Source organism: Azoarcus sp. Soil_N_20 (assembly GCF_057656155.1).
The window spans coordinates 1-25,493 of sequence record NZ_JBDGKX010000008.1; the positions used below are offsets into that span (position 1 = coordinate 1).

The 25,493-nt window shown below is 64.4% G+C and carries 25 protein-coding genes, 1 tRNA gene and 1 rRNA gene; 5 read left to right on the forward strand and 22 right to left on the reverse strand.

The window, feature by feature from the left end:
- Positions 1-55: 55 nt before the first annotated feature.
- Together rrf and AC3A35_RS16425 are read left to right on the forward strand one after the other, a co-directional pair.
- Positions 56-169: ribosomal RNA gene (gene rrf / locus AC3A35_RS16420) — 5S ribosomal RNA — on the forward strand.
- A 258-nt stretch (positions 170-427) separates the two neighbouring features.
- Positions 428-859, forward strand: a complete 432-nt coding sequence (locus AC3A35_RS16425) for a c-type cytochrome (protein ID WP_487437270.1) — start codon at positions 428-430, stop codon at positions 857-859.
- A 700-nt stretch (positions 860-1,559) separates the two neighbouring features.
- Here the strand turns inward: AC3A35_RS16425 and AC3A35_RS16430 are convergent.
- The 9 genes from AC3A35_RS16430 to nosZ all read right to left on the reverse strand — a co-directional run bounded on the left by AC3A35_RS16430 (position 1,560) and on the right by nosZ (position 10,606).
- A complete protein-coding gene (locus AC3A35_RS16430; RefSeq protein WP_487437271.1) occupies positions 1,560-1,934 on the reverse strand; it encodes a toxin-antitoxin system TumE family protein in 375 nt (124 codons plus the stop codon).
- A complete protein-coding gene (locus AC3A35_RS16435) occupies positions 1,931-2,203 on the reverse strand; it encodes a hypothetical protein (RefSeq protein WP_487437272.1) in 273 nt (90 codons plus the stop codon). The genes AC3A35_RS16430 and AC3A35_RS16435 overlap by 4 nt, the downstream gene beginning before the upstream one ends.
- Positions 2,204-2,207: 4 nt before the next feature.
- Positions 2,208-2,750, reverse strand: a complete 543-nt coding sequence (locus AC3A35_RS16440; protein WP_487437273.1) for a nitrous oxide reductase accessory protein NosL — start codon at positions 2,748-2,750, stop codon at positions 2,208-2,210.
- Between the two features lie 36 nt (positions 2,751-2,786).
- The gene (locus AC3A35_RS16445; RefSeq protein ID WP_487437274.1) at positions 2,787-3,614 is read right to left on the reverse strand and encodes an ABC transporter permease; all 828 of its coding nucleotides are present in this window, start codon (positions 3,612-3,614) and stop codon (positions 2,787-2,789) included.
- A 10-nt stretch (positions 3,615-3,624) separates the two neighbouring features.
- Positions 3,625-4,578 carry an ABC transporter ATP-binding protein gene (locus AC3A35_RS16450; RefSeq protein ID WP_487437275.1) on the reverse strand — a complete coding sequence of 318 codons (954 nt, stop codon included), beginning with the start codon at positions 4,576-4,578 and terminating at the stop codon, positions 3,625-3,627.
- Positions 4,550-5,815 (reverse strand): nitrous oxide reductase family maturation protein NosD, encoded by a 1,266-nt coding sequence (locus AC3A35_RS16455; protein WP_487437276.1) that lies wholly within the window; start codon positions 5,813-5,815, stop codon positions 4,550-4,552. Before AC3A35_RS16455 ends, AC3A35_RS16450 begins: the two co-directional genes overlap by 29 nt.
- A gap of 41 nt (positions 5,816-5,856) precedes the next feature.
- Positions 5,857-6,285, reverse strand: a complete 429-nt coding sequence (locus tag AC3A35_RS16460) for a transcription regulator (protein ID WP_487437277.1) — start codon at positions 6,283-6,285, stop codon at positions 5,857-5,859.
- Between the two features lie 33 nt (positions 6,286-6,318).
- Complete coding sequence (locus AC3A35_RS16465) at positions 6,319-8,481, reverse strand: 4Fe-4S binding protein (protein ID WP_487437278.1); 2,163 nt, start codon at positions 8,479-8,481, stop codon at positions 6,319-6,321.
- A 181-nt stretch (positions 8,482-8,662) separates the two neighbouring features.
- Complete coding sequence (gene nosZ, locus AC3A35_RS16470) at positions 8,663-10,606, reverse strand: TAT-dependent nitrous-oxide reductase (RefSeq protein ID WP_487437279.1); 1,944 nt, start codon at positions 10,604-10,606, stop codon at positions 8,663-8,665.
- A 345-nt stretch (positions 10,607-10,951) separates the two neighbouring features.
- Between nosZ and AC3A35_RS16475 the strand changes: the two genes are divergently transcribed.
- Positions 10,952-11,839 carry a DMT family transporter gene (locus tag AC3A35_RS16475; RefSeq protein ID WP_487437280.1) on the forward strand — a complete coding sequence of 296 codons (888 nt, stop codon included), beginning with the start codon at positions 10,952-10,954 and terminating at the stop codon, positions 11,837-11,839.
- Here the strand turns inward: AC3A35_RS16475 and alkB are convergent, their stop codons facing one another.
- From alkB to AC3A35_RS16520, 9 genes are all read right to left on the reverse strand, one after another.
- Positions 11,840-12,493, reverse strand: a complete 654-nt coding sequence (alkB, locus tag AC3A35_RS16480; protein ID WP_487437281.1) for a DNA oxidative demethylase AlkB — start codon at positions 12,491-12,493, stop codon at positions 11,840-11,842.
- 382 nt (positions 12,494-12,875) lie between these two features.
- The gene (gene ychF, locus AC3A35_RS16485) at positions 12,876-13,967 is read right to left on the reverse strand and encodes a redox-regulated ATPase YchF (protein ID WP_487437282.1); all 1,092 of its coding nucleotides are present in this window, start codon (positions 13,965-13,967) and stop codon (positions 12,876-12,878) included.
- Complete coding sequence (gene pth / locus AC3A35_RS16490; RefSeq protein ID WP_487437283.1) at positions 13,964-14,635, reverse strand: aminoacyl-tRNA hydrolase; 672 nt, start codon at positions 14,633-14,635, stop codon at positions 13,964-13,966. Before pth ends, ychF begins: the two co-directional genes overlap by 4 nt.
- Positions 14,636-14,676: 41 nt before the next feature.
- A complete protein-coding gene (locus AC3A35_RS16495; protein WP_487437284.1) occupies positions 14,677-15,288 on the reverse strand; it encodes a 50S ribosomal protein L25/general stress protein Ctc in 612 nt (203 codons plus the stop codon).
- An 80-nt stretch (positions 15,289-15,368) separates the two neighbouring features.
- Entirely contained in the window at positions 15,369-16,319 is a 951-nt protein-coding gene (locus AC3A35_RS16500; protein ID WP_487437285.1) for a ribose-phosphate pyrophosphokinase, read from the reverse strand.
- Positions 16,320-16,398: 79 nt separating this feature from the next.
- Positions 16,399-16,475, reverse strand: a tRNA-Gln gene (locus AC3A35_RS16505).
- 11 nt (positions 16,476-16,486) lie between these two features.
- Entirely contained in the window at positions 16,487-17,365 is an 879-nt protein-coding gene (gene ispE / locus AC3A35_RS16510; protein ID WP_487437286.1) for a 4-(cytidine 5'-diphospho)-2-C-methyl-D-erythritol kinase, read from the reverse strand.
- Entirely contained in the window at positions 17,347-17,832 is a 486-nt protein-coding gene (lolB, locus tag AC3A35_RS16515) for a lipoprotein insertase outer membrane protein LolB (RefSeq protein ID WP_487437287.1), read from the reverse strand. The genes ispE and lolB overlap by 19 nt, the downstream gene beginning before the upstream one ends.
- 104 nt (positions 17,833-17,936) lie before the next feature.
- A complete protein-coding gene (locus AC3A35_RS16520; RefSeq protein WP_487437288.1) occupies positions 17,937-19,646 on the reverse strand; it encodes a tetratricopeptide repeat protein in 1,710 nt (569 codons plus the stop codon).
- Between the two features lie 183 nt (positions 19,647-19,829).
- Between AC3A35_RS16520 and mutM the strand changes: the two genes are divergently transcribed.
- Both mutM and AC3A35_RS16530 read left to right on the forward strand, forming a co-directional pair.
- Positions 19,830-20,651, forward strand: a complete 822-nt coding sequence (gene mutM, locus AC3A35_RS16525) for a bifunctional DNA-formamidopyrimidine glycosylase/DNA-(apurinic or apyrimidinic site) lyase (RefSeq protein WP_487437289.1) — start codon at positions 19,830-19,832, stop codon at positions 20,649-20,651.
- 142 nt (positions 20,652-20,793) lie between these two features.
- Positions 20,794-22,755 (forward strand): dynamin family protein, encoded by a 1,962-nt coding sequence (locus AC3A35_RS16530; RefSeq protein WP_487437290.1) that lies wholly within the window; start codon positions 20,794-20,796, stop codon positions 22,753-22,755.
- Between the two features lie 76 nt (positions 22,756-22,831).
- Here the strand turns inward: AC3A35_RS16530 and AC3A35_RS16535 are convergent, their stop codons facing one another.
- From AC3A35_RS16535 to AC3A35_RS16550, 4 genes are read right to left on the reverse strand one after another with little or no spacing between them, the layout of a single operon-like run.
- Positions 22,832-23,083 (reverse strand): YfhL family 4Fe-4S dicluster ferredoxin, encoded by a 252-nt coding sequence (locus tag AC3A35_RS16535; RefSeq protein ID WP_487437291.1) that lies wholly within the window; start codon positions 23,081-23,083, stop codon positions 22,832-22,834.
- Between the two features lie 16 nt (positions 23,084-23,099).
- The gene (gene coaD, locus AC3A35_RS16540; RefSeq protein WP_487437292.1) at positions 23,100-23,591 is read right to left on the reverse strand and encodes a pantetheine-phosphate adenylyltransferase; all 492 of its coding nucleotides are present in this window, start codon (positions 23,589-23,591) and stop codon (positions 23,100-23,102) included.
- On the reverse strand, positions 23,588-24,127 hold the full coding sequence (gene rsmD, locus AC3A35_RS16545; protein WP_487437293.1) for a 16S rRNA (guanine(966)-N(2))-methyltransferase RsmD: 540 nt from the start codon (positions 24,125-24,127) through the stop codon (positions 23,588-23,590). Before rsmD ends, coaD begins: the two co-directional genes overlap by 4 nt.
- A complete protein-coding gene (locus tag AC3A35_RS16550; protein WP_487437487.1) occupies positions 24,124-25,464 on the reverse strand; it encodes a M16 family metallopeptidase in 1,341 nt (446 codons plus the stop codon). Before AC3A35_RS16550 ends, rsmD begins: the two co-directional genes overlap by 4 nt.
- Positions 25,465-25,493: the final 29 nt, after the last annotated feature.

The window sequence follows — 25,493 nt, forward strand, 5'->3', positions numbered from 1 at the left end:
ACCCATACTTCTTCCAGTCTTTGCCCTGCACAACCACGCAGGGAACAAGTCATAGTCTGACGACCATAGCTTCCTGGTACCACCCCTTCCCATCCCGAACAGGACCGTGAAACAGGTACGCGCCGATGATAGTGAGATTCGCTCTCGTGAAAGTAGGTCATCGTCAGACTAACCCCTCAAAACCCCCTCAGCAATCCACGCTGAGGGGGTTTTTACGTCTACCGGCATACAACTCGAGACGAAATCAGCGTTCACTCCGCAACGGGGCGCATCGCGTCCCCGCCATTGATTTGTGGCCTTCCCTCGCAACGGCGTTGTCATAATTGACAGGGGTCAATCCAATTTTTCGCCATGTTCGCTAGCATTCCTTCATTGCCGGCGGAGACTCCTCCAACCGGTGGATCCCAACGAGATATGGAGAAAACTGATGAACAAGACGCCTTTGATGGTAGCTGCAGTGCTTTCGGTGTTCCTTGCCGGCTGTGGCGGGGAGGAATCCGCCCCAGGGACCGATTCATCCACCGCGCCGAAACCGGCCGCGCAGGCGCCAGCTCCGGCTCCGTCCGCCCCAGCTCCGGTCGCTGCCGCGCCGGCTCCGGCAGTGAATGCGGCAGGCGAGAGCACCTACAAGAAGACCTGCGCCTTGTGTCACGCGGCCGGCGTTGCCGGCGCGCCCAAGCCTGGTGACAAGGCAGATTGGGGGCCGCGTATCGCGCAGGGTAACGATACGCTGTACAAGCACGCGATCGAGGGATTTACCGGTGCCAAGGGCATGATGCCGGCGCGTGGTGGTGGTGCCTCGCTTACCGACGACGAAGTGAAAGCGGCGGTCGACTATATGGTATCCAAGTCGCAGTAAGGGGCCGCTGCCACCTCGGTGGAGGGAGGCCTGTACGGTCTCCATTTCTTATCTGTTGGACCAGTTCGCACAATTTGGCGCCGACCCAAGTTCAATGTGTGGTTCCCGTGGTTGGCGTCGCGCAGGGTAGCGACGCGGCGGTGGTCGATCGCTCCGAGATGCAGGGCGATCCACCATGTTCCGCGATGAAGGTGACGGCCAGGGTTTCATTGCCGAAGGCGGGGCCACGCATCGGGCCACGGGTGGCAGCGCCAATCACCAGCGTCGCGCTTCGGGCGTCGCCCCCGTATCCAGCTAAGTAGGGCGCCGCCGCGTCAGCTGTGGCGTGAGACGTATCGAAGTGGCTTGGGGGTCATCGAGGAACATGACCAGGTCCACCGCCGAGTCGAAGAAATGCACCGTGTCGCCTTCGAAGCTGATCTGTGCCACCCATCTCGGAAGACGCGCGGGGTACCTGCCGCATACCGGGCAGTGGCGCGGATCGGGTGGGCATCGTCCTTGCCCAACCGGAGGCTGGATCCCAAGCGTGGGCAAGCGCCGCCCCCCGGTAGCTGCACAATGCAGCCGTCTTCGGAGGGAGGGTGGAAATCCGCAGTTGGCCGAACGCTTGCCGCAGAAACATGCTACCGGCTGCGGCGACGCACGCCGCGACAGTGCCGAGACGAGCCCTTGACCGCCCTGCGCGTGGTGTCGGCGACAATCATGCCAGCCAATCCTTTTGCTGCGGGTCCTGCAGCAGGGCTTCGATCACTGCGCCGACGTTTGTTTCGGGGAGGGCTCCAGGACGGGTTAGCGGGTCGGCGACGACACGGCCGTCCGCCAGGTGAAGGTGGTTGGGGTAGGTGGCGAGCTCAGGGTGAGTGGGGGCAGTGTCGATGCCCGATCCGGTGCCTGTAGCGTCGGCACTGTTGTTCCAGCGCAGCGAGTAGGCATCATCGGTGGCATAGCGCACGGTGAGCACCACTCCGTTGTCCAGCGCCAGGGTGAGTGCGTCCTGGGTGAGCTGTGGCGGTTTCAGCAGGCGGGCGGCGAAGTTGTGCTCGACGTGTTTGAGAAGTTCGGCATGCAGGTTCATCGGCGGTTTATCTCCTGCAACATGTCGGCCATGAGTATGCGTGTGATCTCGTGGGTGTCGCCCAGGATGCGCGCCGCGAGGTAGTGTTCGTAGGCGGGGTGCTCCGCGACTTCGCCGCGGCCGATCCGCGCGAGCAACTCGTTTTCGTCGGCGACGCCGCTTGCGTCGAGCACCATGCGGCGGTTCTCGCGGGTCTCGTAGATCAGGCGGGCGAGCTGCTGCACTTCCATCGCGGTTTCGGGAGGGAGTGAATCGTAGAGCGAGTCCATTGGCTTACATCCTTTGGTCATGGAGAGCGCCGCCGTCGAGCACGACCATGTCGGCAGTGATTTCAGCGAATTTCAACACTTTGCCGCCGTGGTCCGCGGCAAATGCGCGGGCGTCGGATTCGGCCGCGAACGAGGCGATGGTGGGACCCATGGAACCGTGACGCTTGGAGCCATGAACGTAGGTCGCCGTCTTTGCGTCGATCCAGTGACCCCGCGGCTGGTCCCAGTCGGCCTTGCCCATGTCCTGTACGTAGAGGGCGGCGACCCGACGTGCCTGCTCCGGGTTGAGCGTGATCGAGAACATCTCGACCGTGTCGCAGAACCAGTCCGGCTCGGCCACGCCGTCGTAGTGGACCTGAGCCTTGGGGCCGGGATAGTCGGCGAGCAGCATGCCGTCAAGCGCGCAACTGGTACTGTTGTCGATTTCCACCGCGGTCACTCCCAATTTTCCGTTGCCGTCACCGCGGCCGCATGCCGCAAGCAGGCCGGCTGCGGCGCCGGCAAGCAGGAAGCGCCGCCGGTTCATGCATGCGTGATGTGTGCACATGAGTTCTCTCCTGTAACGGGGTGTCGCTTGCGCGTCCTACCTGCGGAAACGCCAGCTGGCGACCGTCAGCGGTGCGGCGATCCAGCCAAACATCACCAGGCCCAGCAGCCACGGTTTGGCCAGTGCCGGCGGAAACACGGTGGCGAGGCCATACAGCGTGCGGACGTCCTCGAGCGCGAAGATGTTGAGGATGCGGAAGACGTCGGCTGGGTTGAGCAGCAGCAGGTAGGGAAATATCTCGCTCCCCCACTTGCCGCCCAGTTCTCCGCCCGTTACCACCAGTGCGCCGAGCAGCAACAGATCGAACACCAGCACGAAGAAGAACCACATCGCGATCGCCAGTCCCGACGCGCGGGTGCGGTCGCTGGCGAATACCGACAGCATCACCGCGAGACTGAGGAAGGCGCAGCCGAGCAGCACCGAGCTGGCCATGAAGCCGAAGTAGTGGAACAGCGCGTTGAGATCGAGCTGGGCGGAGAGCACCAGTGCCACCAGGCCGAAGCCGGCTACGGTGGAGAAGGTGAGCGCGGCCGCCAGGCCGAGGTACTTGCCCAACAAGAGTTCGCCGCGGGTGATGGGCATCGACAGCAGCAGGTCGAGGGAGCCGCGTTCGCGCTCGCCGACGATGGCGTCGAAGCCGAGCACCAGTGCGATCAGCGGGATCAGGTAGATCACCAGGCTGACCAAGCTGGCGATGGTGACCTCGATCGAGCGAAAACCTACGGCGCCTTGCTGCGCGGCGCCAAAGTAGGCAATGACCAATGCGAATACAGTGAAAATGAGGGCGACTGCCAGCACCCAGCGGTTGCGGATCCGATCCCAGAATTCCTTGCCGGCGATGGTGGCGACCTGCGAGATTTCCATGATCGTCCTCTTAGTCCGAAAAGCCGAAGAACACGTCTTCCAGCGAAGGTTCACGCACCGTGACGTCGAGCACCCTGCCGTCGAGCCGGGCCAATGCCTGGATGACCGCCATCTTGGACTCGCGCTGGCACTGCACCGTCACATGCTCGTCAGCGGCCTCGATCGCTGTCACCGGCAGGTGACCGAGTGCGGCACGCACGGTTGCAAAATCGTCAGGTGCGACGCGCACGGTGAAGCGCAGGGGTAGATCCATCTGCTCGCGCAGGGCCTGCACTGTACCGCTGGCCTGCACCTTGCCGGCGCTCATGATCGCCAGGCGGTCGACACGTTCCTGGATCTCGGCCAGGATGTGCGAGGTGATCACCATGGTCACGCCCTCGCTCTTGAGTTGCCGCAGGATGGCGTAGAAGCCGCGGATCGCTTCGGGGTCGAGGCCGGTGGTGGGTTCGTCGAGGAACAGGATGCGCGGGGTGCCAAGCAGGGCCTGGGCAAAGCCGAGGCGCTGGCGCATGCCCTTGGAGTACTCTCGTACGCGCCGTTTCGCGGCGTGCGTCAGGCCGACGCGTTCGAGCGCCGCGCCGCTCTCTCGTGGCGGGATGCCCTTAAGGCGGGCGAAGAAGTGCAAGGTCTCGAGCCCGGTAAGATTGTCGTAGAGCACCACGTTCTCGGGCAGGTAGCCCACCGTGCGCCGCACTGCGCGGAAACCGCCGCCGCCGACCTGCGCGCCGCCGATGCGGATTTCGCCTGCGGTGGTGGGGGTGAGCCCGAGCAGCATCTTGAACAGCGTGCTCTTGCCGGCGCCGTTGTGGCCGATAAGGCCGAACAGTTCGCCGGCACGGATGTCCAGATCGACGCCGTCGACCGCACGGATGGCCCCATAGTGTTTGTGCACGCCGCGGGCGATGACCACTGTTGCGCGCGCATCGACGTCGGTACTAAGGGGAGCGGGGGAAGTGTCTGCCACGCCATTGGCTCCAGTCAGGGTTGTGCGGCTGCATCCGCGGCTTGGGGTCGACGATGCTCGGCGCGCGCAGCAGCGGAAACTGCCGCCCCACAAGGCGCAAGGTTTGCACGGCGGGGCTTGCGAGCAGCAGTTTCATCATCGGGTGGCGCCACGACAGGCGATCCACCAGGTCGTTGGCCTCGTACTGCAGGTCGCCGATGCCGTCGCCGTCGCGGTCCCAGCCGAGATAGTTGCTCCAGTAGTTGCCGGTGCCGCTACCCCAGATTTCGTCGCGGGCCGCGACGTACTTGATCTGGGTGCGGTTGGCGATGAAGTCGTTGCCCTCGGCCTGGTTGCGATACGAGCCTGCCCACAGGTGCACGCCGACATCGTTGTCCACTACCAGGTTGTCGCGCAGGGTGTTGTATTCGGCGTCATAGATGAAAAAGCCGCGCGCGTTGCCGGCCACCACGTTGTTCTCGATCAGCGAGTCCTGAATCGTGCGCAGCATGATGCCATGATCGGAGTTGCCCCATGCGCGGTTGTTCCGGATCACTTGGCCGCGCGTCATCATCAACGCAAGTCCGCCGCGGTTGTAATAGGAGTCGTTGTCCTCCCACACGTTGTTGTGGGAGTTCATGTAGTGGGTGCCATAGCGTACGTGGTGAATCCGGTTCTTGCGGAACACCGCGTGATGGGACACATCCACATAGATGCCGTCGCGGACGAAACTGATGTTGTTGCCGACGATCTGTGCGCCTTCGGTGTTGTAGAGCTGGATGCCGTTGCCGCGATGCGGCGAGATGAGGTCGCGCTTGCCTGCGATCAGGTTGTCGCGGATTTCCACATCCTTGACCGTCTCGATCCACAGCCCGAAGAGGTTGTAGACCAGGTCGCAGTTGAGTATCCGCGCCGAGTCGGAGCCGGGCTCGAGGTAGATTCCCGCGTTCTGCTTCTCCAGATCGGCGCCGGAGTTGATCACGATAAGCCCGTCGATCGTCACTTTCGGGCTGCGAATACGGATGGTGTCGCCCCGGAGCCCTCCGTCCAGCGTAGGGCGGTCGATGCCCTTGAGGGTGATGGGCTTGGCGATGACGACGTTCTCCCGATAGTGCGCGCGCTCGACCATCACCGTGTCATCGTCCGCGGCACGCTCGATGGCGGCCTGGATCGACTCTCCCGGGCGTACCGTCCACGTGGCGGCGTGCGCCGACGCAGACAAGCACAGCACCAGGACGGGGAGCGCAAGGCGGCTCATTGCGGGGCGGATCCTTCTCTTTTCCTGATCAAGTACGGCGCTCAGACGTTCAGCAAGCCCAGGCTCTTCAGCGACAGGAACAGCACCGCGCCGATCAGCAGGTTCTTGAACGAGACGTAGCAGATCATGTCCATCGGCGTGGCGGCGCGATAGCGTGCGCCCCACCACGGTCCTTCCTTCACATAGGGTTTGGCGCCGAGGCGGACGATGACCTCGAATACGCTCCAGCCAAACCACCAGCCAATCACGGCACCGGCGTCTAGTTGTCCCATTGCGGCAAGAATCCAGACGATGGTGGCAGCGAGGCCGAGGGCCAACCCGGCGCCCTGGATTGCGCGCTGACGCTGGAAACCGCTGCGGCTCCACGGCCACAGGTGATCCCACGTTTCGGCGGCGAGTCGTCCGACCACACCGGTCTTGCCCGCGTAGGGCGGATCGATCGGGTCGGTAGGCATTGTTGGATTAACCATCTCGTCTTCCCATGATCGTGGTCAAGTCGGCGATCATTTCGATGTCGCCACCGGCTTGATCGGAATGTAGTAGCCGTCGGCACCGATCGGCGTCAGCGTCAGGCCGGCCTTCGTGCGGCGCTTGCGCTCCTGCGACAGCGGTGGGCAGGCATGGTCCTCGTAGTAATACACCATGCAGTCCATGCACAGCAGGCATTCGCGCTGATCGATGCGACCGTCCTTGTCGATCGCCTGCGAGCCGCAGCCCACCGCGCAGGCCTTGCACGAATCGCACTCCTGCTTGCGCTTGAGGCCAAACCAGCGGAAGGTCGAAGGCATCGCCAGACCGGCGCCGAGCGGGCACAGATACTTGCAGAACGGCCGTTCGGTGAAGATCGATAGCCCCAGCAGCGCACTTGCAAACAGGGTGTAGGGCCAACTGCGGTTGAACAGGCCGACCAGGAAGGTGGTCTTGAACGGTTCCACCTCGGCCAGCTTCTCGGCCAGTCCGATGGAGAACACGCTGACCGCCAGCAGGCCGAAGAAGACGCCGTATTTCACCCACTTCAGCTTGTCATGCAAAGGCTTGGGCAGCTTGAACTGGTAGCGCTTGAGCCCGACCCAGCCACCAATCTTGTACAACAACTCCGACAGCGAGCCGAAGGGGCAGGCCCAGCCGCAGAATAGGCCACGGCCCCACAGGAACACGGTGATGATGATGAACCACCAGAAGATGAAGATGAACGGATCGGACAGGAACAACTCCCACTGCCACTGGAACAGCAATGCGTGGAACCACGTGAGCACCTGGGTGATCGATGGCTGGGCCAGCAGGCCGAAACCGACAAAACCGACGCTGATCACCCAGCCGACATACTTGAAGGCATTCACCGGCCACTTGTTCTTGCGGGTCGAGCGCCGCACCAGGGTGTCGCGCCGCGCATAGACGGTGGCAATCGCAACCAGGAAAGCGGTGAAGGCGATGATGGTGACGATGCGTTCCTTCCAGATCTTCAGCCAAACCGGATCGGGTTTGACGATCTCGGGGCGGCCACCCTCAAGGTAGGCTGCGGGCAGCCAGTACTCGGTGTCGAAGTTGGCAAAGGTCTTGGCGCCGGTGGCCCTGTCCATCTTGTTGGCAAGGAACACCAGTTTCCACGGATAAGCGGCCGAGAACGCGCCCGAGCGCACGATGAAGATCGCCGATTCGTCGAAGGCGGGCGCACCCGGCGCAGCGATGCCATAGAGGTTATAGTAGTCGGTATCGCGGAAGGTGAAGGCGTCGCGCTCCTGCCGCACCTGCACGCGGTCGTAGATGCCGCCGCGCACGAACCCCGACCCCTTGAACGACTCGATGCCCGCACTGCGGATGATGAAGATTGCGTGGTCGCCTTCCTTGAGGCGGCTCATCAGGCTGTTGTATGGACCGTCGCCGAGCACTGCGCGGCCGACGGAGGGGTGGTTGAGGTAGCCGAACCACAGATCGATGTAGGGTTGTCCGCGGTGCGGCAGGCCGACTTCCTCGGCGGTCACGATGATGCGCTGCACGCTGCCTTCATCCACCAGCTGCTGCCAGCTCGGCGACGCTCCGGTGGCAATGAACTTCGCCTGCGGACGGATGGTCGGCTTGAGGATGCCGACCTGCTTTGCCACTTCGCCGCCGGACAGCATCATCACCTGATTCTGCGCGATCACGGTCACCGTGGCGCCGGTGATGGCGTCGAGGCCGATGATGCTCTTCTCCGGACGCGAGCGCCCGATCTCGATGTTGTCGCCGACGAACTTGCCCAGATACTGGTTGTTGAATTCGATCAGTGCTTCTTCGGGGATACCAAGCAGCAGGATGGGCTCGGAGTGCTTGAGCACCTTCACCCCGGTGAAGTGCCCGGTGGTGTCCATGCCGATCAGGGTCACCACCGGCTTGCCCGAATAGGCCGGGATATCGGTGATGTCGGTCGACAGCATCACGTAGCCGATCAACTGCTTGTCGCCGTCGGCGCTGCGATAGGCCTCGACATAGGACGGCTGGCCCTTGCGTTCGGAAAAACTGTCGGCGCCGGGAATCACGTCGGCACAGGGGACGTAGTCGCACATCCGTGGCGAAGACGCCAGCTCGGCGGGGAGCTGTGCTTCATAGGCATTCGCGAAAGCCGATCCCGCTCCGACGCCGAGCGTAAGAACCAGGATCAGATTGCATAATGCTGCGAGAACAGACATCCGGGGGCTCCTCGAGGGAAAGCGGTTGATGCGTGAATGCTAATGTACCGACACGGTTGGCGACTTGTTTCGAATCAAGATGCCAAGGCAGGGGCAAAAAAAATCGGGGGCCAAGGCCCCCGAAGACTTCCTGTCATTGCCCGGTAACTGCAGGGTTGGCCTGCAGCGCAATGGTGCCGGGTCAGGCCTCGACGATCATGCGCGAGCGCATTTCGAGGTGCAGGGCGTGGCAGAAGTTGGTGCAGTAGCACCAGTAGACCCCCGGTTTGTCGGCGATGAAGGTCACGGACTGGGTCTGTTGCGGATTGACCATGAAGTTGATGTCGTACTTCGGGATCGCCATCGCGTGGGTCAGATCCTCCACCTTGTCGAGATTGGTCAGGATGATGGTGACTTCGTCACCCTTCTTGACCGTGAACTCGCGCAGACTGAAGGCCGGTGCCTGACTGGTGAGCTTGACCGTGACCTTCTTTCCCTCGCGGAACACGCCGGATTCCTTCGGATCCTTCACCGCCAGCGGGAACTCGTCGAGGTTGTAGATCTGCCGGGTCTTGACGATGTCGCGACGGATGATGATAGAGTCGTGCGGCTCGGAATATACCGAGTGGTCGGCGACCAGTTTCATCTTGTCGCCGCTGATGTCGATCAGCTGTGCCGTTTCAGCGTGCAGCGGGCCGACCGGCAGGAAGCGGTCCTTGGAGAACTTGTTGTCCGACACGAAGAAGCGGCCGTCCGAGTCCTTGGTCTCGCCCATCGAGGTGAAGCCATGGCCGGGCTGGTAGTGCACATCGATACGGTCGAGCACCACCTTGGCGTCCTTCTCGCCCTTGAACGAGCGGATTGCGGCGTCCACGTTCCACTTCACGATCTGGCTGTCGAGAAAGAGCGTGGTGTAGGCATTGCCCTTGTTGTCGAACCCGGTGTGCAACGGGCCGAGGCCGATTTCGGGTTCGGCCACGACCGTGTCGCGTGCTGCGGCCAGTTCGCCGTCGAACCACTTCAGCACCAGGGCGTGCTCGATCACCGTGGCGGTCGGCGACAGCTTGCCCGAGCACGCGTAGTACTTGCCGTCCGGGCTGAGATTGACGCCGTGCGGGTTCTTCGGGATCGGCACGTAGCAGGTCAGCGCCGTCTTCGGGTCCGCGTTCGAGGCCCGGGTGCAGTCAACCACCGGCACCTTGGAATCGGCGATGTAGGTGACCTTGCCGGCCTTGACCGCCTCTTCGATGCGGGCGACGTTGAAGAACAGGCAGGCGTCCATTTCAGCGCTCATCATGCCTTCGTAGTGAATGCCCATCTCGGTGTTGTACTGGTTGGTCGCTGCCAGCTTGCCGTCGTACGAGGTCGCGACCAGATCGCAGTTGCCGTCGATCAGGGCCTGCCAGCGCACCTCCATCGATTCGGCATCCACGCAGGTGAATAGCGACTTGTACTTGCTGCCGTCTTCCATGTCGCGGCCGTCGTTGGGCAGCGGAATCGAGAACTCGGCACCGCAGAATACGCGGGTGGTGTGGTTGATGGCAGCATCGACAGGGTCGCGCTTGTCCGGGAAGGTGCCGTGGAAGCCCTGGATATTGGGCAACTCGGTGATCTTGTCGCATTCCATGGTATCCATGCGGATACGCGCCAGACGACCGTGAATCTTGTCGTTTACGAACATGTACTTGCCGTCGTAAGTGCCGTCGGTGTACGAGGGATGAACGTGGTGGGTGTCGCCAGTGGTGTACTTGGGCGTGCCGTTGGGCTTGGTGCCGAGAATCGCCTTGGATTCGTTGGTGACACCCCAGCCCACCAGGCAGTCCATGTTGAACACCGGAATACGCTTCAGTTCACGGCCGGAGGGCAGGCCGTAGATGCGCACCTCACCGGAATGGCCGCCGCTGGAAAAGGAATAGTACTCGTCGAGCTGACCCGGGGCGACTTCATACTTGCCCACTTCGGAATGCTCTGCACTGGCCGTCGGGGCGGTCGCAGCGGCGGGGGTCGAAGACGATTCCTTGTTGCAGGCCGACAGCCCGACCGACAGGCCCGCGCCGGCCAGGCCGACAAATGCTGCGCTGTTGAGGAACTTGCGGCGGCTCGGGTCGGGCATTTCATCGACCGGGTTCATCTTGGCTTCGTTCATGATTCTGTCGCTCCCGTTTCTCGTGTGATCGGTGTTTCGTCAAGTCATCCTGCCGCTGGGTACATGGCTCCTGCATGGCTCTGGCCATATGCCTGGATTGCCTGTGACCAGCGCCTTTCGTGAGGTTTTGTCGCAGGTGCACTCTAGGGGTGTGCAGGGTCGAAATCCTTGATTTGCAACAAGGACGAGAAATGGTGACCGAGGCCATTTCGGGCCGTTTCGCGCCGGGAAGGCGCCGAAGGACCGGATACGATGGTCGGCCTTGGCGTCATTTCAGTGCGGTCGGCGCGGATGGGATAGCATGCATGGCCCATTTTTTTCATGACAGGCTCGTTCTCGACCTCGATGACTTCTCCCCCGCACCCGCTCAGGGCCGACCTCCTGCTGCTCGCCGCCACCCTGTTGGCCGCGGCCGGGTGGGTATTCTCCAAGGAAGCGCTGGCGGGCCTGGCGCCACTACAGTTCGTGGGCACGCGCTTTCTGCTCGCGGGCGTGGTGCTGGCGGCCTTCAGCTGGACTCAGTTGCGGGCGCTCAATCGCAATGCGCTGGGTCGTGCGGCGCTGGTCGGGGTGTTTTTCGCCGCGGCGATGGCGTTGTGGATCATGGGCTTGCAGCATGCATCGCACGTCGGCGAGGGCGCCTTCATTGCCAGCCTCGGCATTGTGCTGGTGCCGGTGTTTGCCCGCCTCTTTTTCGGTGAGCACCCGCCGGCGAGCACCTGGGTCGCATTGCCGGTGGCGCTCGCCGGGTTCGCCTGCCTGTCGCTCGCCCACGGCTTTCGGGTCGAGGCCGGGCAGTGGTTCTTCTTTGCCGCGGCACTGATCTTCGCCTTCCTGTTCAACCTCAATTCGCGCGTCGTGCGCGGGGTGCCGGTGTTGGCCTTGAGTGCGATCCAGGTGCTGATGGTCGGAGTGCTGATCCTGCCGGCCTCGATCCTGGTCGAAACCTGGCCGAAAGCGGTGCCGACCCCGATTCTGTTCTGGCTCCTCGCCAGCGCGATCATCGCCACCACCCTGCGCTTTCTCGTCCAGTTGCACGGCCAGAGCCTGACCACGCCGAGTCACGCCGCCATCATCCTGATGCTGGAGCCGATGTGGACGGCACTGGTGGCCGCATGGTGGTTTGGTGAAACCATGAGCGGGATCCAGTTTGCCGGTTGCGGGCTGATCTCGCTGGCGCTGGTGATGAGCCGCTGGAACTGGATCCGGGGGGCGCTGAAGGCGATGTTCTGATCAACCGGCCTTGCGCAGGGTCAGGTTGATGCGATGCGCGCCGAGCACGGGGTGAGTGGCTTCCTTGAGCGGCAAGACGCCGTGAAAGCGCAGCCGTGCCGGTCCGCCCCACACCACCACGTCACCGTGGAGCAAGGGCACGCGTAGCGCGCGGTCGGTGCGCCGCAGGCCGCCGAACAGAAAGATCGCCGGGATGCCGAGCGAGACGGAAACGATGGGCGCATCGAAATCGCGCTCGTCACGGTCCTGGTGCAGGGACAGGCGGGTGCCCGGCGCGTAGCGGTTGATCAGGCACGCGTCGGCCACGAAGCCGGGAAACCCGGCCTGCGCGGCAGCGTCGCCAGCCAGACGCAGCAGGCACGCCGGGATCGGCGGCCACGGAAGGCCGCTGTCCGGATCGAGTGCCGTGTACCGATAGCCGCGCCGGTCGCTTACCCAGCCGAGCGTGCCACAATTGCTCATCGCTACCGACATGCGGAGTCCGCCTGGCGTCTCCATATTGCGATACGGGGCCCGGGCGGTAACGCTCGCGACCGCGGCGAGCAGCGTTTGCGCCGCCGGCGCAGCGAACGCGCGCAGCAACACGGCGCCCGGTGCCAGCATCTGTTCGCGCTGTGCCGTGTCTTCGAGTCCGGCGAACAGATCGGCAGTCATTGCTGCGCCTCACGCGCTCGGAGGGCACCGATGCGTCCGGCGACGTCTGCATGCATCATGGTGCCGTCCGCCGAATTGCGTTTCGGCACGGCGGCGTGGTGTGGAATGCGCGTCGTGGTCCTTCGTCCTGTATCTTCGCTCATGGCTGCGGGCTGCTCGGGCGCATGTTAAGGATTGATGCTCACACTTTAGCCGGGGGCGCGCGACCTGGCACCTCGGTTCGCGGTATCGAACTCGGGCGCGGGTGCAGTGCAGCGGTCGTCTGAAGGCCGGCGTTCCGGTGTCGTGACGGCACGCTGGCGGTGATAACGACGATGGGCACCGTGCTGAAATGGAAAAGGCCCTGTACAACAGGGCCTTTCATTCGGCGGCGGACCTCGGGTCAGACGTTGAACAGGAAATTCAGCACGTCGCCATCCTTGACCACATACTCCTTGCCTTCGGCGCGCATCTTGCCCGCTTCCTTGGCGCCGGCTTCACCCTTGTACTGGATGAAATCGTCGAAGGCGATGGTCTGGGCGCGGATGAAGCCGCGCTCGAAGTCGGTATGGATCACGCCCGCGGCCTGCGGGGCGGTGTCGCCGACGTGGATGGTCCACGCACGTACTTCCTTGACCCCGGCGGTGAAGTAGGTCTGCAGACCGAGCAACTGGTAGCCGGCGCGGATCAGTCGGTCGAGGCCGGGCTCCTCGAGGCCCATGGACTCGAGGAAATCCTTCTTGTCGGCATCTTCGAGATCGGCGATCTCGGCTTCGATCGCGGCGCACAGCGGAACGACCTGGGCGCCCTCCTGCGCGGCATGGGCGCGAACGGCGTCGAGATGCGGATTGTCCTGGAAGCCGTCTTCGGCGACGTTGGCGGCATAGAGCACCGGCTTGGCGGTGATCAGGCAGAAGGGCTTGAGCAGGGCCCACTCTTCCCTGGCCAGGTCGAGCGCGCGGATCGGACGCGCTTCGTTGAGTTGCGGCAAACACTTCTCGAGCACCGCGACCAGGGCCCGGGCTTCCTTGTCGCCCGCAGCGGCGGGGCGTTTGTAGCGGTTGACGGCCTTTTCCACCGTGGCCATGTCGGCGAGCGCAAGTTCGGTGTCGATGATCTCGATGTCGCGGAGCGGGTCGACACTGCCCGCGACGTGGACCACGTTGTCGTCGGCGAAGCAGCGCACCACATGCACGATGGCATCGGTTTCGCGGATGTTGGCCAGAAACTGGTTGCCCAGGCCCTCGCCCTTGGACGCCCCCGCGACCAGGCCGGCGATGTCGACGAACTCGACGATGGCGGGCTGGATCTTCTGCGGCTTGACGATCGCGGACAGCGCGGCGAGGCGCGGGTCCGGCACCTCGACGATGCCGACGTTGGGCTCGATCGTGCAGAACGGGTAGTTGGCCGCATCGATGCCGGCCTTGGTAAGGGCATTGAACAGGGTCGACTTGCCGACGTTGGGCAGGCCGACGATTCCGCATTTCAGGCTCATGGCTGGGATTCGTCCTTGGAGTGGTCGGGCGCGCCGGTCGGGGCCGCGGCGGGCCGAGGCGGCTTGGAAGGCTTGGGCGCGGCAGGCCGGGCGTTCAGTCGTTGGGTGGCGGTGTTCCAGTCGCCGCGGGCCACGATCGGCCAGGCCAGGAGGGCGCGATCGATGGCTTCGTCGATCAGTGTCTGCTCCTCGCGGCGGGCGGGCTTGAGCACGTAGTTGACCACCTCGTTGCGGTCGCCCGGATGGCCGATGCCGATGCGCAGGCGCCAGTAGTCGTTGGTGTTGAGGTGGGCGGAGGTGTCCTTCAGGCCGTTGTGGCCGCCGAGGCCGCCGCCGAACTTCAGCCGCAGCTGCCCCGGGGGGATGTCGAGCTCGTCATGGACGACGAGGATATCGGCCGGCTCGATGCGGTAGAAGCGGGCCAGCGCGCCGATGGCCTGACCGGAGCGATTCATGAAATTCTGCGGCATCAGTAGCCAGATTCCCGCCTCGCGGGCGTTGGCGACGCAGCCGTGAAAGCGCGATTCGTACGTGAAGCGCACGCCGAGCTGGGCGGCGAGGCGCTCACAAAACCAAAACCCGGCGTTGTGCCGGGTTTCGGAATATTCGGCACCGGGATTGCCGAGGCCGACAATGAGACGGGGCGCGCGCAGGGCCGCTTTCGTCATCGCTGTCTACGCCCGGGCATCCCGGCAGGAAGAAGCCGGCATCAGGACGCGGCTTCCTCTTCTTCTTCGCCTTCGGCAGACAGGCTGCCACGGGTTTGCTGGGCACTGGCCACGACGCCGTCGCCTTCGCCGTGCGGCACCGCTTCCACGCCTTCCGGCAGGGACAGCTGGGAGACGTGGATCGACTGGCCGACTTCGAGCGCCGACAGGTCGACGGTGATGAACTCGGGCAGGTCGGCCGGCAGGCACTTCACGTCGAGTTCGGTCAGGACGTGGGAGATGATGCAGCCGCCGAGCTTGACCGCCGGGCTGGCCTCGCCATTGATGAAGTGCAGCGGCACCTTGATGTGGATCGCCTGGCCGGCATCGACACGCTGGAAGTCGAGGTGCATGGCCTGCTGCTTGAAGGCGTGCCATTGGGTGTCACGCAGCAGCACCGCTTCCTTGGCCCCGTCGATGTCGATGCTCAGTACGGACGCGTGGAAAGCTTCCTTCTTGAGCAGGTGGAACAGCTCGTTGTGGTTCATCAGCACCGGTTGGGCAGGCTTGTCGCCGCCGTAGACGATACCCGGCAATTGGCCGGCACGACGCAGGCGGCGGCTCGCACTCGATCCCTGCAGTTCGCGCTTGGTGGCCTTGAAAGTGATTTGCATGTTTGCTACTCCAGTTGATGAAGTCTCCGCCCGCGACCAGGCGGAGATGAAAAAGCCCGCGGCACGCCGCGGGCAGAACTTTAGTCCATGAACAGCGAGGAAACCGATTCCTCGTTGCTGATCCGCAGCATGGTGTCGGCCAGCAACGAGGCCACCGAAACCTGGCGAATGCGGGTACTGGCCTTGGCATCCTCGCGCAGCGGGATGGTGTCGGTGACGACCAGTTCGTCCAGTTCGGAGTCGTTGATGCGCGACACCGCCGCGCCCGACAGCACGGCATGGGTACAGTAAGCCAGCACGCGTTTGGCGCCGTTGGCCTTGAGTGCGCCGGCGGCCTTGCACAGGGTGCCGGCGGTGTCGACGATGTCGTCCATGATCACGCAGGTGCGGCCTTCGACTTCGCCAATGATGTTCATCACCTCGGACACGTTGGCCTTGGGCCGGCGTTTGTCGATGATCGCGAGATCACACTCCATGCGCTTGGCGAAGGCGCGGGCGCGGACCACGCCGCCGACGTCGGGGGAGACCACCATCAGGTTGTCGTATTTCTGCTTGTCGAGGTCGGCCAACAGCACCGGCGCGGCATAGACATTGTCCACCGCGATGTCGAAGAAGCCCTGGATCTGGTCGGCATGGAGGTCCATGGTCAGCAGGCGCTGGACGCCGACCGCCTGGAGCATGTTGGCCACCACCTTGGCCGTGATCGGGACCCGGGCCGAACGCGGCCGGCGATCCTGACGGGCATAGCCGAAGTAGGGGATTGCTGCGGTAATGCGGCCGGCGGAGGCACGCTTGAGCGCATCGACCAGGACCAGCAACTCCATCAGGTTCTCGTTGGTGGGCGCACAGGTCGGCTGGAGGATGAAGACATCCTTGCCGCGTACGTTTTCGAGCAATTCCACATTGACTTCGCCGTCGGAAAAGCGGCCAACGGTAGCCGAACCGATGGAAATGCCCAGTCGCCGAACCACATCCGCTGCGAGCTTGGGGTTGGCGTTGCCAGTGAAGACCATCAGGCTGCCGTAGGGCATGACCGAATCTCCGATGCCGATAGAATGAAGCCGTCTTCAAAAACGACTCGGGCAGGCCAGAGGCCTGCCCGTCGTTATGTGGCTGGGGAAGAAGGATTCGAACCTTCGAATGCCGGAATCAAAATCCGGTGCCTTGACCAACTTGGCGACTCCCCAATAAAACCTGTTCACCCGATCAGGCAATGCATCGGATGCCGTGCCAGGCTAGAAGCCTTCCAGGCTTTCCAGTGCGGCGGACATCGATCGACGATACGCTGAGCTTCCGCTTCCGAATCGACTTCCGCAAACACACAGGCGCCCGAGCCAGTCATCCGGGCCGGTGCAAATTGCGCCAGCCAATCGATTGCTTTTCTCACTTCCGGGTAGCGTTTGCATGCAGTTTCCTGCAAGTCGTTCCGGGTAGAGCTCGCTGTGAAGTCCGCTATTTTGATGGGGGCGCTATCTCTCGTCAAGTCCCTCGCCGAAAAAATTTCGGCGGTCGGCACATTGGTCCGGGGTGAAAGAACAACGTACCAGGCCGGCGCGAGCGTCAGGGGCTGCAATTTTTCGCCCACCCCTTCGGCAAATGCATCCTGTCCGTAGATGAAGAACGGCACGTCGGCGCCGAGTTCGAGCCCCAGTGCCTGCAACTGCTCGCGGTTCAGCCCGGTGCCCCACAAGTGGTTGAGTGCGATCAGGGTGGTGGCGGCATCGGAGCTGCCCCCGCCGAGCCCGCCGCCCATCGGCAGGCGCTTGGTGACGGCGATGTCGGCGCCTGCTGAGCAGCCCGTTGCATGCTGCAGCCGGCGCGCGGCTCGGACCACCAGATCGGTCTCTGCGGGAACCCCCGCAAGGTCGGACACGCGGCGGATCAGTCCGTCGTCGCGGCGTGCGAAGTCGAGACTGTCGCCCCATTCCAACAGGCGAAAGGCGGTCTGCAGCAGATGATAGCCGTCGGGCCGGCGGCCGGTCACATGCAGAAACAGGTTGAGTTTGGCGGGTGCGAGGCAGCCGGTCAGCTTGCGATTGGCGGTGGGCGGCACGGCGTTCAGGGGGTCAGGGTCCATCGGTCGATCACGAGACGGATACGGGTTTCACCGCGGGAGATTTCCAGTCGGCGGGGGAGGGCGCCGGGGCTGGCGTCGTGGTACTCGGCATAGTCGATGCGCCAGCCCTGGTCGATCACGAGGGCGGGGCGACCGTGCTGGTCAGTGACGCGTACCTCGGCGCCCGCTCGCGGGCTGGCCTGCAGCCAGCCCGCGAGCGGCGCGAGCGGAACCTCGGTGCCGAGCAGTGCGGGCAGGAGCGTCGAGGCGTTCTCCGCCCGATGGCGCTGGCCATCGGCGAGCACGAGTTCGGCGCCCGCGGGCGTACTGTCGAGACGCGCAACGATCTGACCGAGCGGGCTGAGGGCGGTCCACCGGTCGGCCATGGGGGCATGTTGCCACTCGATCTGGCCGTTCGCCGCACGTTCGCCATCGGTGGCCGAAAGACGTCCCTCGAGTTCGAACTGAACATGGGTCGGACGTGCCACGGCCACCGTTTCGGATAATGGTTGCAGGGGCGCACACGCTCCGAGCAGCATGGTCCAAACGAGCGCGTGGAAGCGACGGAGCGGCGGGCGGATCGCGTGCGCCGTCACGGATTGCGCAGGCGCTGGGCGGTGCCGCGCAGGGTCTCGTTGTCGGGATGGGCGGCAAGCGCGCTGTCGAACAGTCGTTCGGCGTCGGCACGACGGTCGAGCTGCCACAGGACTTCGCCTAGGTGGGCCGCAATCTCGGGATCGGGGCGCATGGCGTAAGCCCGCTCGAGGTGGGTCAGGGCGCCCCGGTTGTCGCCACGGCGGAACCGCACCCAGCCCAGGCTGTCAATGATGAATGCATCATCCGGCGACAGTTCATGGGCACGGGAGATGAGGGTCTCGGCTTCCTCCAGGCGCTGGCCGCGGTCGGCCAGGGAGTAGCCGAGAGCGTTGAACGCATGAGCATGATCGGGAGCCAGGGCGATCACCTTGCGCAGGCGGCCTTCCATGACCTCCAGACGGTTGAGGCGCTCGGCCAGCATCGCCGATTCGTAGAGCAGGTCGGTATCGTCCGGAGCCTGCTGCAGTGCCGCGTCGATGATGTCGAACGCCTCCGGCGCGCGATTGGCTTCGCGCAACAGTTGGGCTTCGGCGAGCAGGAAGCGCCGCCGGCTTCCGTCCTCGTCGGTCGCCGCTTGCAGCACGTGGCGGGCATCTTCGATCCGTCCTTCGGCGGCCAGGCTCTGCGCGCTGCGAATGCGCGCTTCGGCCTGCTGTTTGCCGGCGCCGACCGAATCGAACCATTTCCGTGCGGCCGCGCCATCCTTGCGCTTCTCGGCGATCTGGCCGAGATGCAGGCGGATGGTGTCGGCGTCGGGATGCCCTGCCTCGAGCGCCTGCACCAGCAGCGGCTCGGCCGTGTCCGGTTCGTCGAGCTGCAGCGACAGCAGGGCCACGGCGTAGAGCAAGTCACGGTCGTCGGGTGTGCTGGCAAGCAGGCTGCGGAATTCGGCGCGGGCCGCTTCGAACTGTTTTGCGCCGACCAGGCTGCGCGCATGGGCGAGCCGCAGGTTGCGGTTGTCGGGCTGCCGCGCGCTCGCCTCCTGGAGGAGTCGGCTGGCTTCGGCGTTGGCGCCCGCCTGCATCAGCAACTGGGCCTTGAACACCAAGGCGGGCTCCCAGTCGGCGCGCAGCGACAGTGCGGTGTCGATCGCGGCCAGCGACTCCATCTGACGCTCGGCGATGGCTGCGGCCTGAGCGCGGGCAAAATGCGCTTCGGGGTGCTCCAGATAGGGTTCGGTGAGGCGATTGACCATCGTCTGCGCGGCGGCCTTGTCCGCTAGCCGCGTCAGTGCCCGGTTGAGTCCCATCAGGTTGGCGGCGAGGCTGCCGGGGGCTTGGGCAAGCGCCCGTGCCAGCTGGATCTGGACGTCTTCCAGGCGGCCGCCATGACCGCTGATCACGCCGGCCAGCAGACGCTTGGCCTCTTCGGAGCCGGGGTCGGTTTCGACCCATACGCGTGCGCTTTCGGCCGCCAACTCGCTGTCGCGGGCAAACAGGGCCATTTCGGTGGCGCGGCGGGCGATGCGCGGGTCGCGGGTGCTGCGTGCAAGGTCGAGATAAAGCTGCGCGGCGACGTCGAGCTGGCCACGCGCAGCGGCGACCTCTGCGAGCAGGAAGCGGTAAAGTGTCTGCGGCGTGAGCTCCTGTCCCGGTAGTTCTGCTACCGCCGGCGACTCGTTGGCAAGGACCAGCGCGCCCGGCGACAGACCGAGGGCAAGGGTCATGCCCAGGCGGGCGATCTGGCGGGCGATGGTGCGATTCATAGGGCTGTCCGGCGGGTTCCGTGGATCGGCTGAGCGGCTTTGCAGTGCGGTCCGGTGGCCGGCATCGCGCTGCAAATGTAATGTATTGGATGACTGACCTGGAATTCGGTTCGCCTCATGGTAGGCACTTTGACCCCGCACCGGCAAGCTGCCCATGCGCGGATCGATCTGGATGGAGCACTCATGCCTGAACTGCCCGAAGTCGAAACGACCTGCCGCGGCGTCCGTCCTCATGTCGAAGGGCGGGCGCTGAGCGCGCTGGTCGTGCGCAATTCGCATCTGCGCCTGCCGGTACCTCCGACCCTGGGCGAGATGCTGTGCGGAACTATTCTCGACCGGGTGTCCCGGCGTGCCAAGTATTTGCTGTTCGATTTCGGTGCCGGCAGCGTCATCGTGCATCTGGGCATGTCCGGCAGCCTGCGGGTGATCGATCCGGCCGAGCCGGCAGGTGTGCATGACCACGTCGATTTCGTGTTCGGCGATCGCGCCCTGCGCCTGCGCGACCCGCGCCGCTTTGGTCTGGTCGTGTGGCAGCAGGGACCGGCCGTGGCGCATCCTTTGCTCGCCGGGCTGGGTCCGGAGCCGCTGGGCGAGCTGTTCGACGGCGACTGGCTGTATCGGGTCAGTCGCGGCTTGCGTGCTCCGGTCAAACATGTGCTGATGGATGGCAAGAGAGTGGTGGGGGTCGGCAACATCTACGCGTCGGAGAGCTTGTTCAGGGCACGAATCCATCCGCTCGAGGCGGCCGGGCGCATCGGCCTGGAGCGCTATCGGCGACTGGCCTGCGAAGTGCGGGCAACGCTGGCTGCCGCGATCGAGGCCGGCGGCAGCACATTGCGCGATTTTGTCGGCGGGGATGGCCAGCCCGGGTATTTTCAGCAACAGTACTTCGTCTATGGCCGCGACGATGAGGCGTGCCGGGTGTGCGGTACGCCGATCCGGCGAATTGTCAGCGCGCAGCGCGCCACTTTCTATTGTCCACAATGCCAGCGCCGCGGCCGCTGAAGGGCCTGCAGCGTCCGTCGCCCGCTACCGGCCGGCTGTCCGGTATCGGCGCGATGCCGTGGCAAGCGTCTTCGATCGGCGCTATGCTGATAGCGTTAAGACTGAAACTTCCGAACGTACCGGAAGAACGGATGATGAAATCATGACTCTGGCTGAACAGTTTTCCGCCTACAGCCGCTGGCGCGGAACGGCGGTGGAATCGGTGGTGCGACTGCGCAACTGGCTGTCGCGCAATGACGTCGGCGATGCGCAGGCCGACCTGCGCCTCCAGTATCTGGTCGATCGCCTGCGCGAAGACAAGCTCACCATCGCCTTCGTGGCCGAGTTCTCGCGTGGCAAGTCCGAACTGATCAACGCGATCTTCTTTTCCGACTACGGCGACCGCATCCTGCCATCCAGCGCCGGGCGAACCACGATGTGCCCGACCGAACTGCAGTGGTCGGCCGGGGCGGTACCGGAGCTGCGGCTGTTGCCGATCGGCACGCGTGCACTGCAGGCGCCGGTGAGCGAACTCAAGCGCACGGTGGACGAATGGACGGTGGTGCCGCTGCAGACCGGATCTGCGATCGAGCTCCAGCGCGCGCTCGCGCGCGTGGGCGAGGTCGAGCGGGTGTCCCAGACCGAGGCCGCCCGCCTCGGGTTCAAGGTCGACCCCAAGGGGGAAGAGGGACTGAAGCCGGGCAGCGACGGGCTGGTGGAGGTGCCGAGCTGGCGTCACGCGGTCATCCAGTTTCCGCATCCGTTGCTGGAGCAGGGGCTGGTGGTGCTCGATACTCCGGGTCTCAACGCCATCGGCGCGGAGCCCGAGCTCACGCTGTCGTTGTTGCCCAATGCGCATGCGGTGCTGTTCATCCTGGCGGCCGATACCGGTGTGACCCAGAGCGACCTTGCAGTATGGCGGGACTACGTCAGTACCGGGCAGGGCAGGCAGAAGGGCCGCCTGGTCGTACTCAACAAGATTGACGGCTTGTGGGATGGTTTGCGCGATGAGGCGCGGATCGAAACCGAGATCGACCGTCAGGTCCGGTCCGTCGCCGACATGCTCGAGATCGAGCCCGAGGTGGTGTTCCCGGTGTCGGCGCAGAAAGGCCTGGTCGGGCGAATCAATGGCGATGCATCCTTGCTCGCGCGCAGTCGTCTGCCCGAACTGGAGCGTGCCCTCACCGAAGACCTGTTGCCGACCAAGCAGGAGATCGTGCGCCACAACACCCTTGGCGAGACCGGGGATCTGGTACTTCAGACCACTTCGCTGTTGCAGGCAAGGTTGTCCGGCGTGCGCGAACAACTGCAGGAACTGACCGACCTGCGCGGCAAGAATCAGAACGTCATCGAATACATGATGCGCAAGATCCGGATCGAGAAGGAGGAGTTCGAGGAGGGGCTGCAGAAGTACTACGCGGTCCGCTCGGTGTTCTCGAACCTGACCAATAACCTGCTCGCCCATCTCGGCATGGATGCGCTGCGCGACGAAACCCGCCGCACGCGCGAGGCGATGCTCGAGTCGACCTTCAGCAAGGGATTGCGCCACGCCATGGAAGGTTTTTTCGAACACCTGCGCAGCAATCTGAACCAGTCGACCACCGAGATCGCCGAGATCACCCGGATGCTCGATTCGATGTACCGGCGTTTCAGCGTCGAGCACGGGCTCAAGCTGACTTCGCCCGAGGGGTTCTCTACGCAGCGCTACGAGGCCGAGCTCGATCGGCTGGAAAAGGCGTTCAACCGTCAGATCAATACCACGCTGACCCTGGTGACCACCGAGAAGCACACCCTGACCCAGAAGTTTTTCGAGACCATTGCGGTCCAGGCGCGTCGCACCTTCGAGTTGGCCAACCGTGATGTGGAGCAGTGGCTGCGCGCGGTGATGTCGCCGCTGGAAACCCAGGTGCGCGAGTATCAGCTACAGCTGAAGCGCCGGCTCGAAAGCGTCAAGCGCATCCATCAGGCGACCGATACCCTCGAAGACCGGGTCGAGGAACTGAAGCAGGCGGAGGCTGGCGTGCTTGCGCTGCTCGACGAGTTGCGCGGGCTCGAAGGAGACATCGCCGCCGCGCTCGGTGGCGCTGCGCTGATCGATCCGGTGCCGGTAGGCATGGCTGCGTGAGTCGTGTCGGGCGGGAACGAAAAAGGCGGGTCTTGCGACTCGCCTTTTTTCTGCACCGCTGTCCGCCGCGGAGGCGTCAGCTCTTGGCCGTCAATTTGATGAATTTTTCCATCAGCTGATCCTTGGTCTCGACGTGGTCCGGGTCGAGCGGAATACAGTCGACCGGGCAGACCTGCTGGCACTGCGGTTCGTCGAAGTGGCCGACGCATTCGGTGCACTTGTTGGGGTCGATCTCATAGATCTCTTCCCCCTGATAGATCGCGCCATTCGGGCATTCCGGTTCGCAGACGTCGCAATTGATGCATTCGTCGGTAATAATCAATGACATATTGGTTGCTTCCTCGCTATCGCTTTGAATTCACTTTCTGCTGCAATCGTGCAAGCACGGTGGGTTGTACGAACTTGCTTACATCTCCGCCCAGTCGGGCGATCTCTCGCACCATGGTGGCAGAGATGAACATGTATTCCTCGGCAGGGGTCAGGAATACGGTTTCGACGTCCGGGTACATCTTGCGGTTCATTCCGGCCATCTGAAACTCGTACTCGAAGTCGGACACGGCACGCAGGCCGCGCAGGATGACCCTGGCGTTCTGCACCTGCAGGAAATCCATCAGCAAGCCGTCGAACCCCGTCACGGTCACGTTCGGGAATGCCTTCAGGCTGTCCCGTGCGATCTCCACCCGCTCATCGAGACTGAAGATCGGGCCCTTGCCGTGACTCTGGGCCACCGCCACCACGACCCGGTCGAACAACAACGCCGCCCGTCGCACGAGATCCTCGTGGCCACGGGTGAACGGGTCGAACGTGCCCGGGTATACCGCCAGCGTATCCTTCATTCCTGCGTCCCTTGCAAGAGATGGAAATGAACCTGTCCGGCGTGGCCCCGCTTCACTGCGTGCCACCCGCCCAGATCGGTCAGCGGCGCTTCCGACTCGGCGTAGAGCCATCCTTCCGGCTGCATCACGCCGCCGATCAGAGGCGCCACACGCTCGAGCCAGCCCTGTCGGTACGGCGGGTCGAGAAACACCACATCGAACTTCCGGGTGGTGGATGTCAGGAATTTTACCGCATCGCCGCGAATGATCTCTACCTGCGACGCGTGCAGGGTTTCTGCGGCATGATGCAGCGCATCCAGTGCGCGTGGATTCTGCTCCACCATCACCACGCTCGCTGCGCCGCGGGAAGCCGCTTCGAAGCCGAGAATGCCGGTGCCGGCAAACAGATCCAGACAGGACAGCCCGTCCAGATCCTGGCCCAGCCAGTTGAACAGGGTTTCCCGCACCCGGTCAGGGGTGGGGCGCAGCCCGGGTACGCGGGTGACGTCGAGCAGGCGCGAACGCCACGCGCCGCCGACGATGCGGACCCGGCTCATCGGGAGGGTGCGCCCGCGGCCCCGGCTGCGGTGCTGTCGCCATCGCCACCGGCGATGACGGTGATCAGATGCTCGGGACGGATGCGGCGGGTGAATGCATCGCGCACCTGTTCGCGGGTCACCGCGGCGACCGCGCGCGGATAGCGGTCGAGCCAGTCGGGTGGGAGGCCGTAGAAGCCGATCATGGCGACATGGTCGAGGATCTTGCGGTTGGAGTCGAGACGGAGGCCGAAACCGTTGATCAGGTTGTCCTTGGCCGCCTGCAGCTCTTTATCGGTCGGGCCGTCGGCAATGAAGGCGGTCAGGGTCGCATTCACGACCTCGAGCGCATCCTCGGTCTGGCCGCCCCGGGTCTGCAGGCCGATCTGGAACGGCCCGGCAACCCGCTGGGGGGCGAAATAGCTGTATACGCTGTAGGCGAAGCCGCGTTTCTCCCTGACCTCATGGGTCAGCCGGGAGACGAATCCACCGCCGCCGAGCACATAGTTGCCGACCAGCAGCGGAAAGTAGTCGGGGTCCTCGCGTGCGAGGCCGGGTTGCCCGATGAGGATGTGAGCCTGGGCCGACGGGTGGGGGATGCGCACGGTCCGAGCCGCGCCGAGCGCAGGCGGGGGCGTCGGCGGAATATCGCGGCCCGCGGGCAGTGTCCGGGTCAGCCGGATGGCGATCTGCTCTGCCGTCTCGCGGTCGACGTCGCCGACGATGGTGACCGAGGCATGGCGGGCCGCGAAGTGGTCGCGGTGGAACGCCGCCAGGTCGTCGCGACCGATCGCGCCCAGCGACTCGGGCGTGGCGTTGTTGCCGTAGGCGTGGCCGGCATAGACGGTCTGGTTGAAACTGCGCGCGGCCAGGGTGGCCGGCTTGGTCAGGGACTCGCGCAGCCCGGCGATCGCCCGCCCGCGCTCGCGCTCCAGGATGGCCGCCGGAAAGCTCGGCTGGCCGAGCAGGGTGGCGGCGAGTTCGACGGCAGCGTCGCGCTCCGCGGCCGAGGACAGGCTGCGGATCGACAGGCTGGTGCGATCGTTGTCGGTGCCGCCACCGATCTGGGCGCCGATATCGGCGGTTCGGTCGGAAATGGCCTGTTCGTCGAGGTCGCCCGCGCCCGCGTCGAGCAGGGCGCTGGTCAGCCCGGCAAGCCCGGCCTTGCCGGCGGGGTCGGCCGCGCTTCCGGCAGCAAAGTCGATCTGGATGTCGACGAGCGGCAGGGCACGGCTTTCGACAAAATGGACGCGTGCGCCGGTCGAGGCGGTCCATTGCTGGATCAGCGGGCCGGCATGAGCCGGGGTTGCGAGCACGAGGAGGCCTGCGAGCATGGCAAGGCCGTTGCGCAGCAGCATTGCTGTTGCAATGGGAAAGCGTGCAGTCA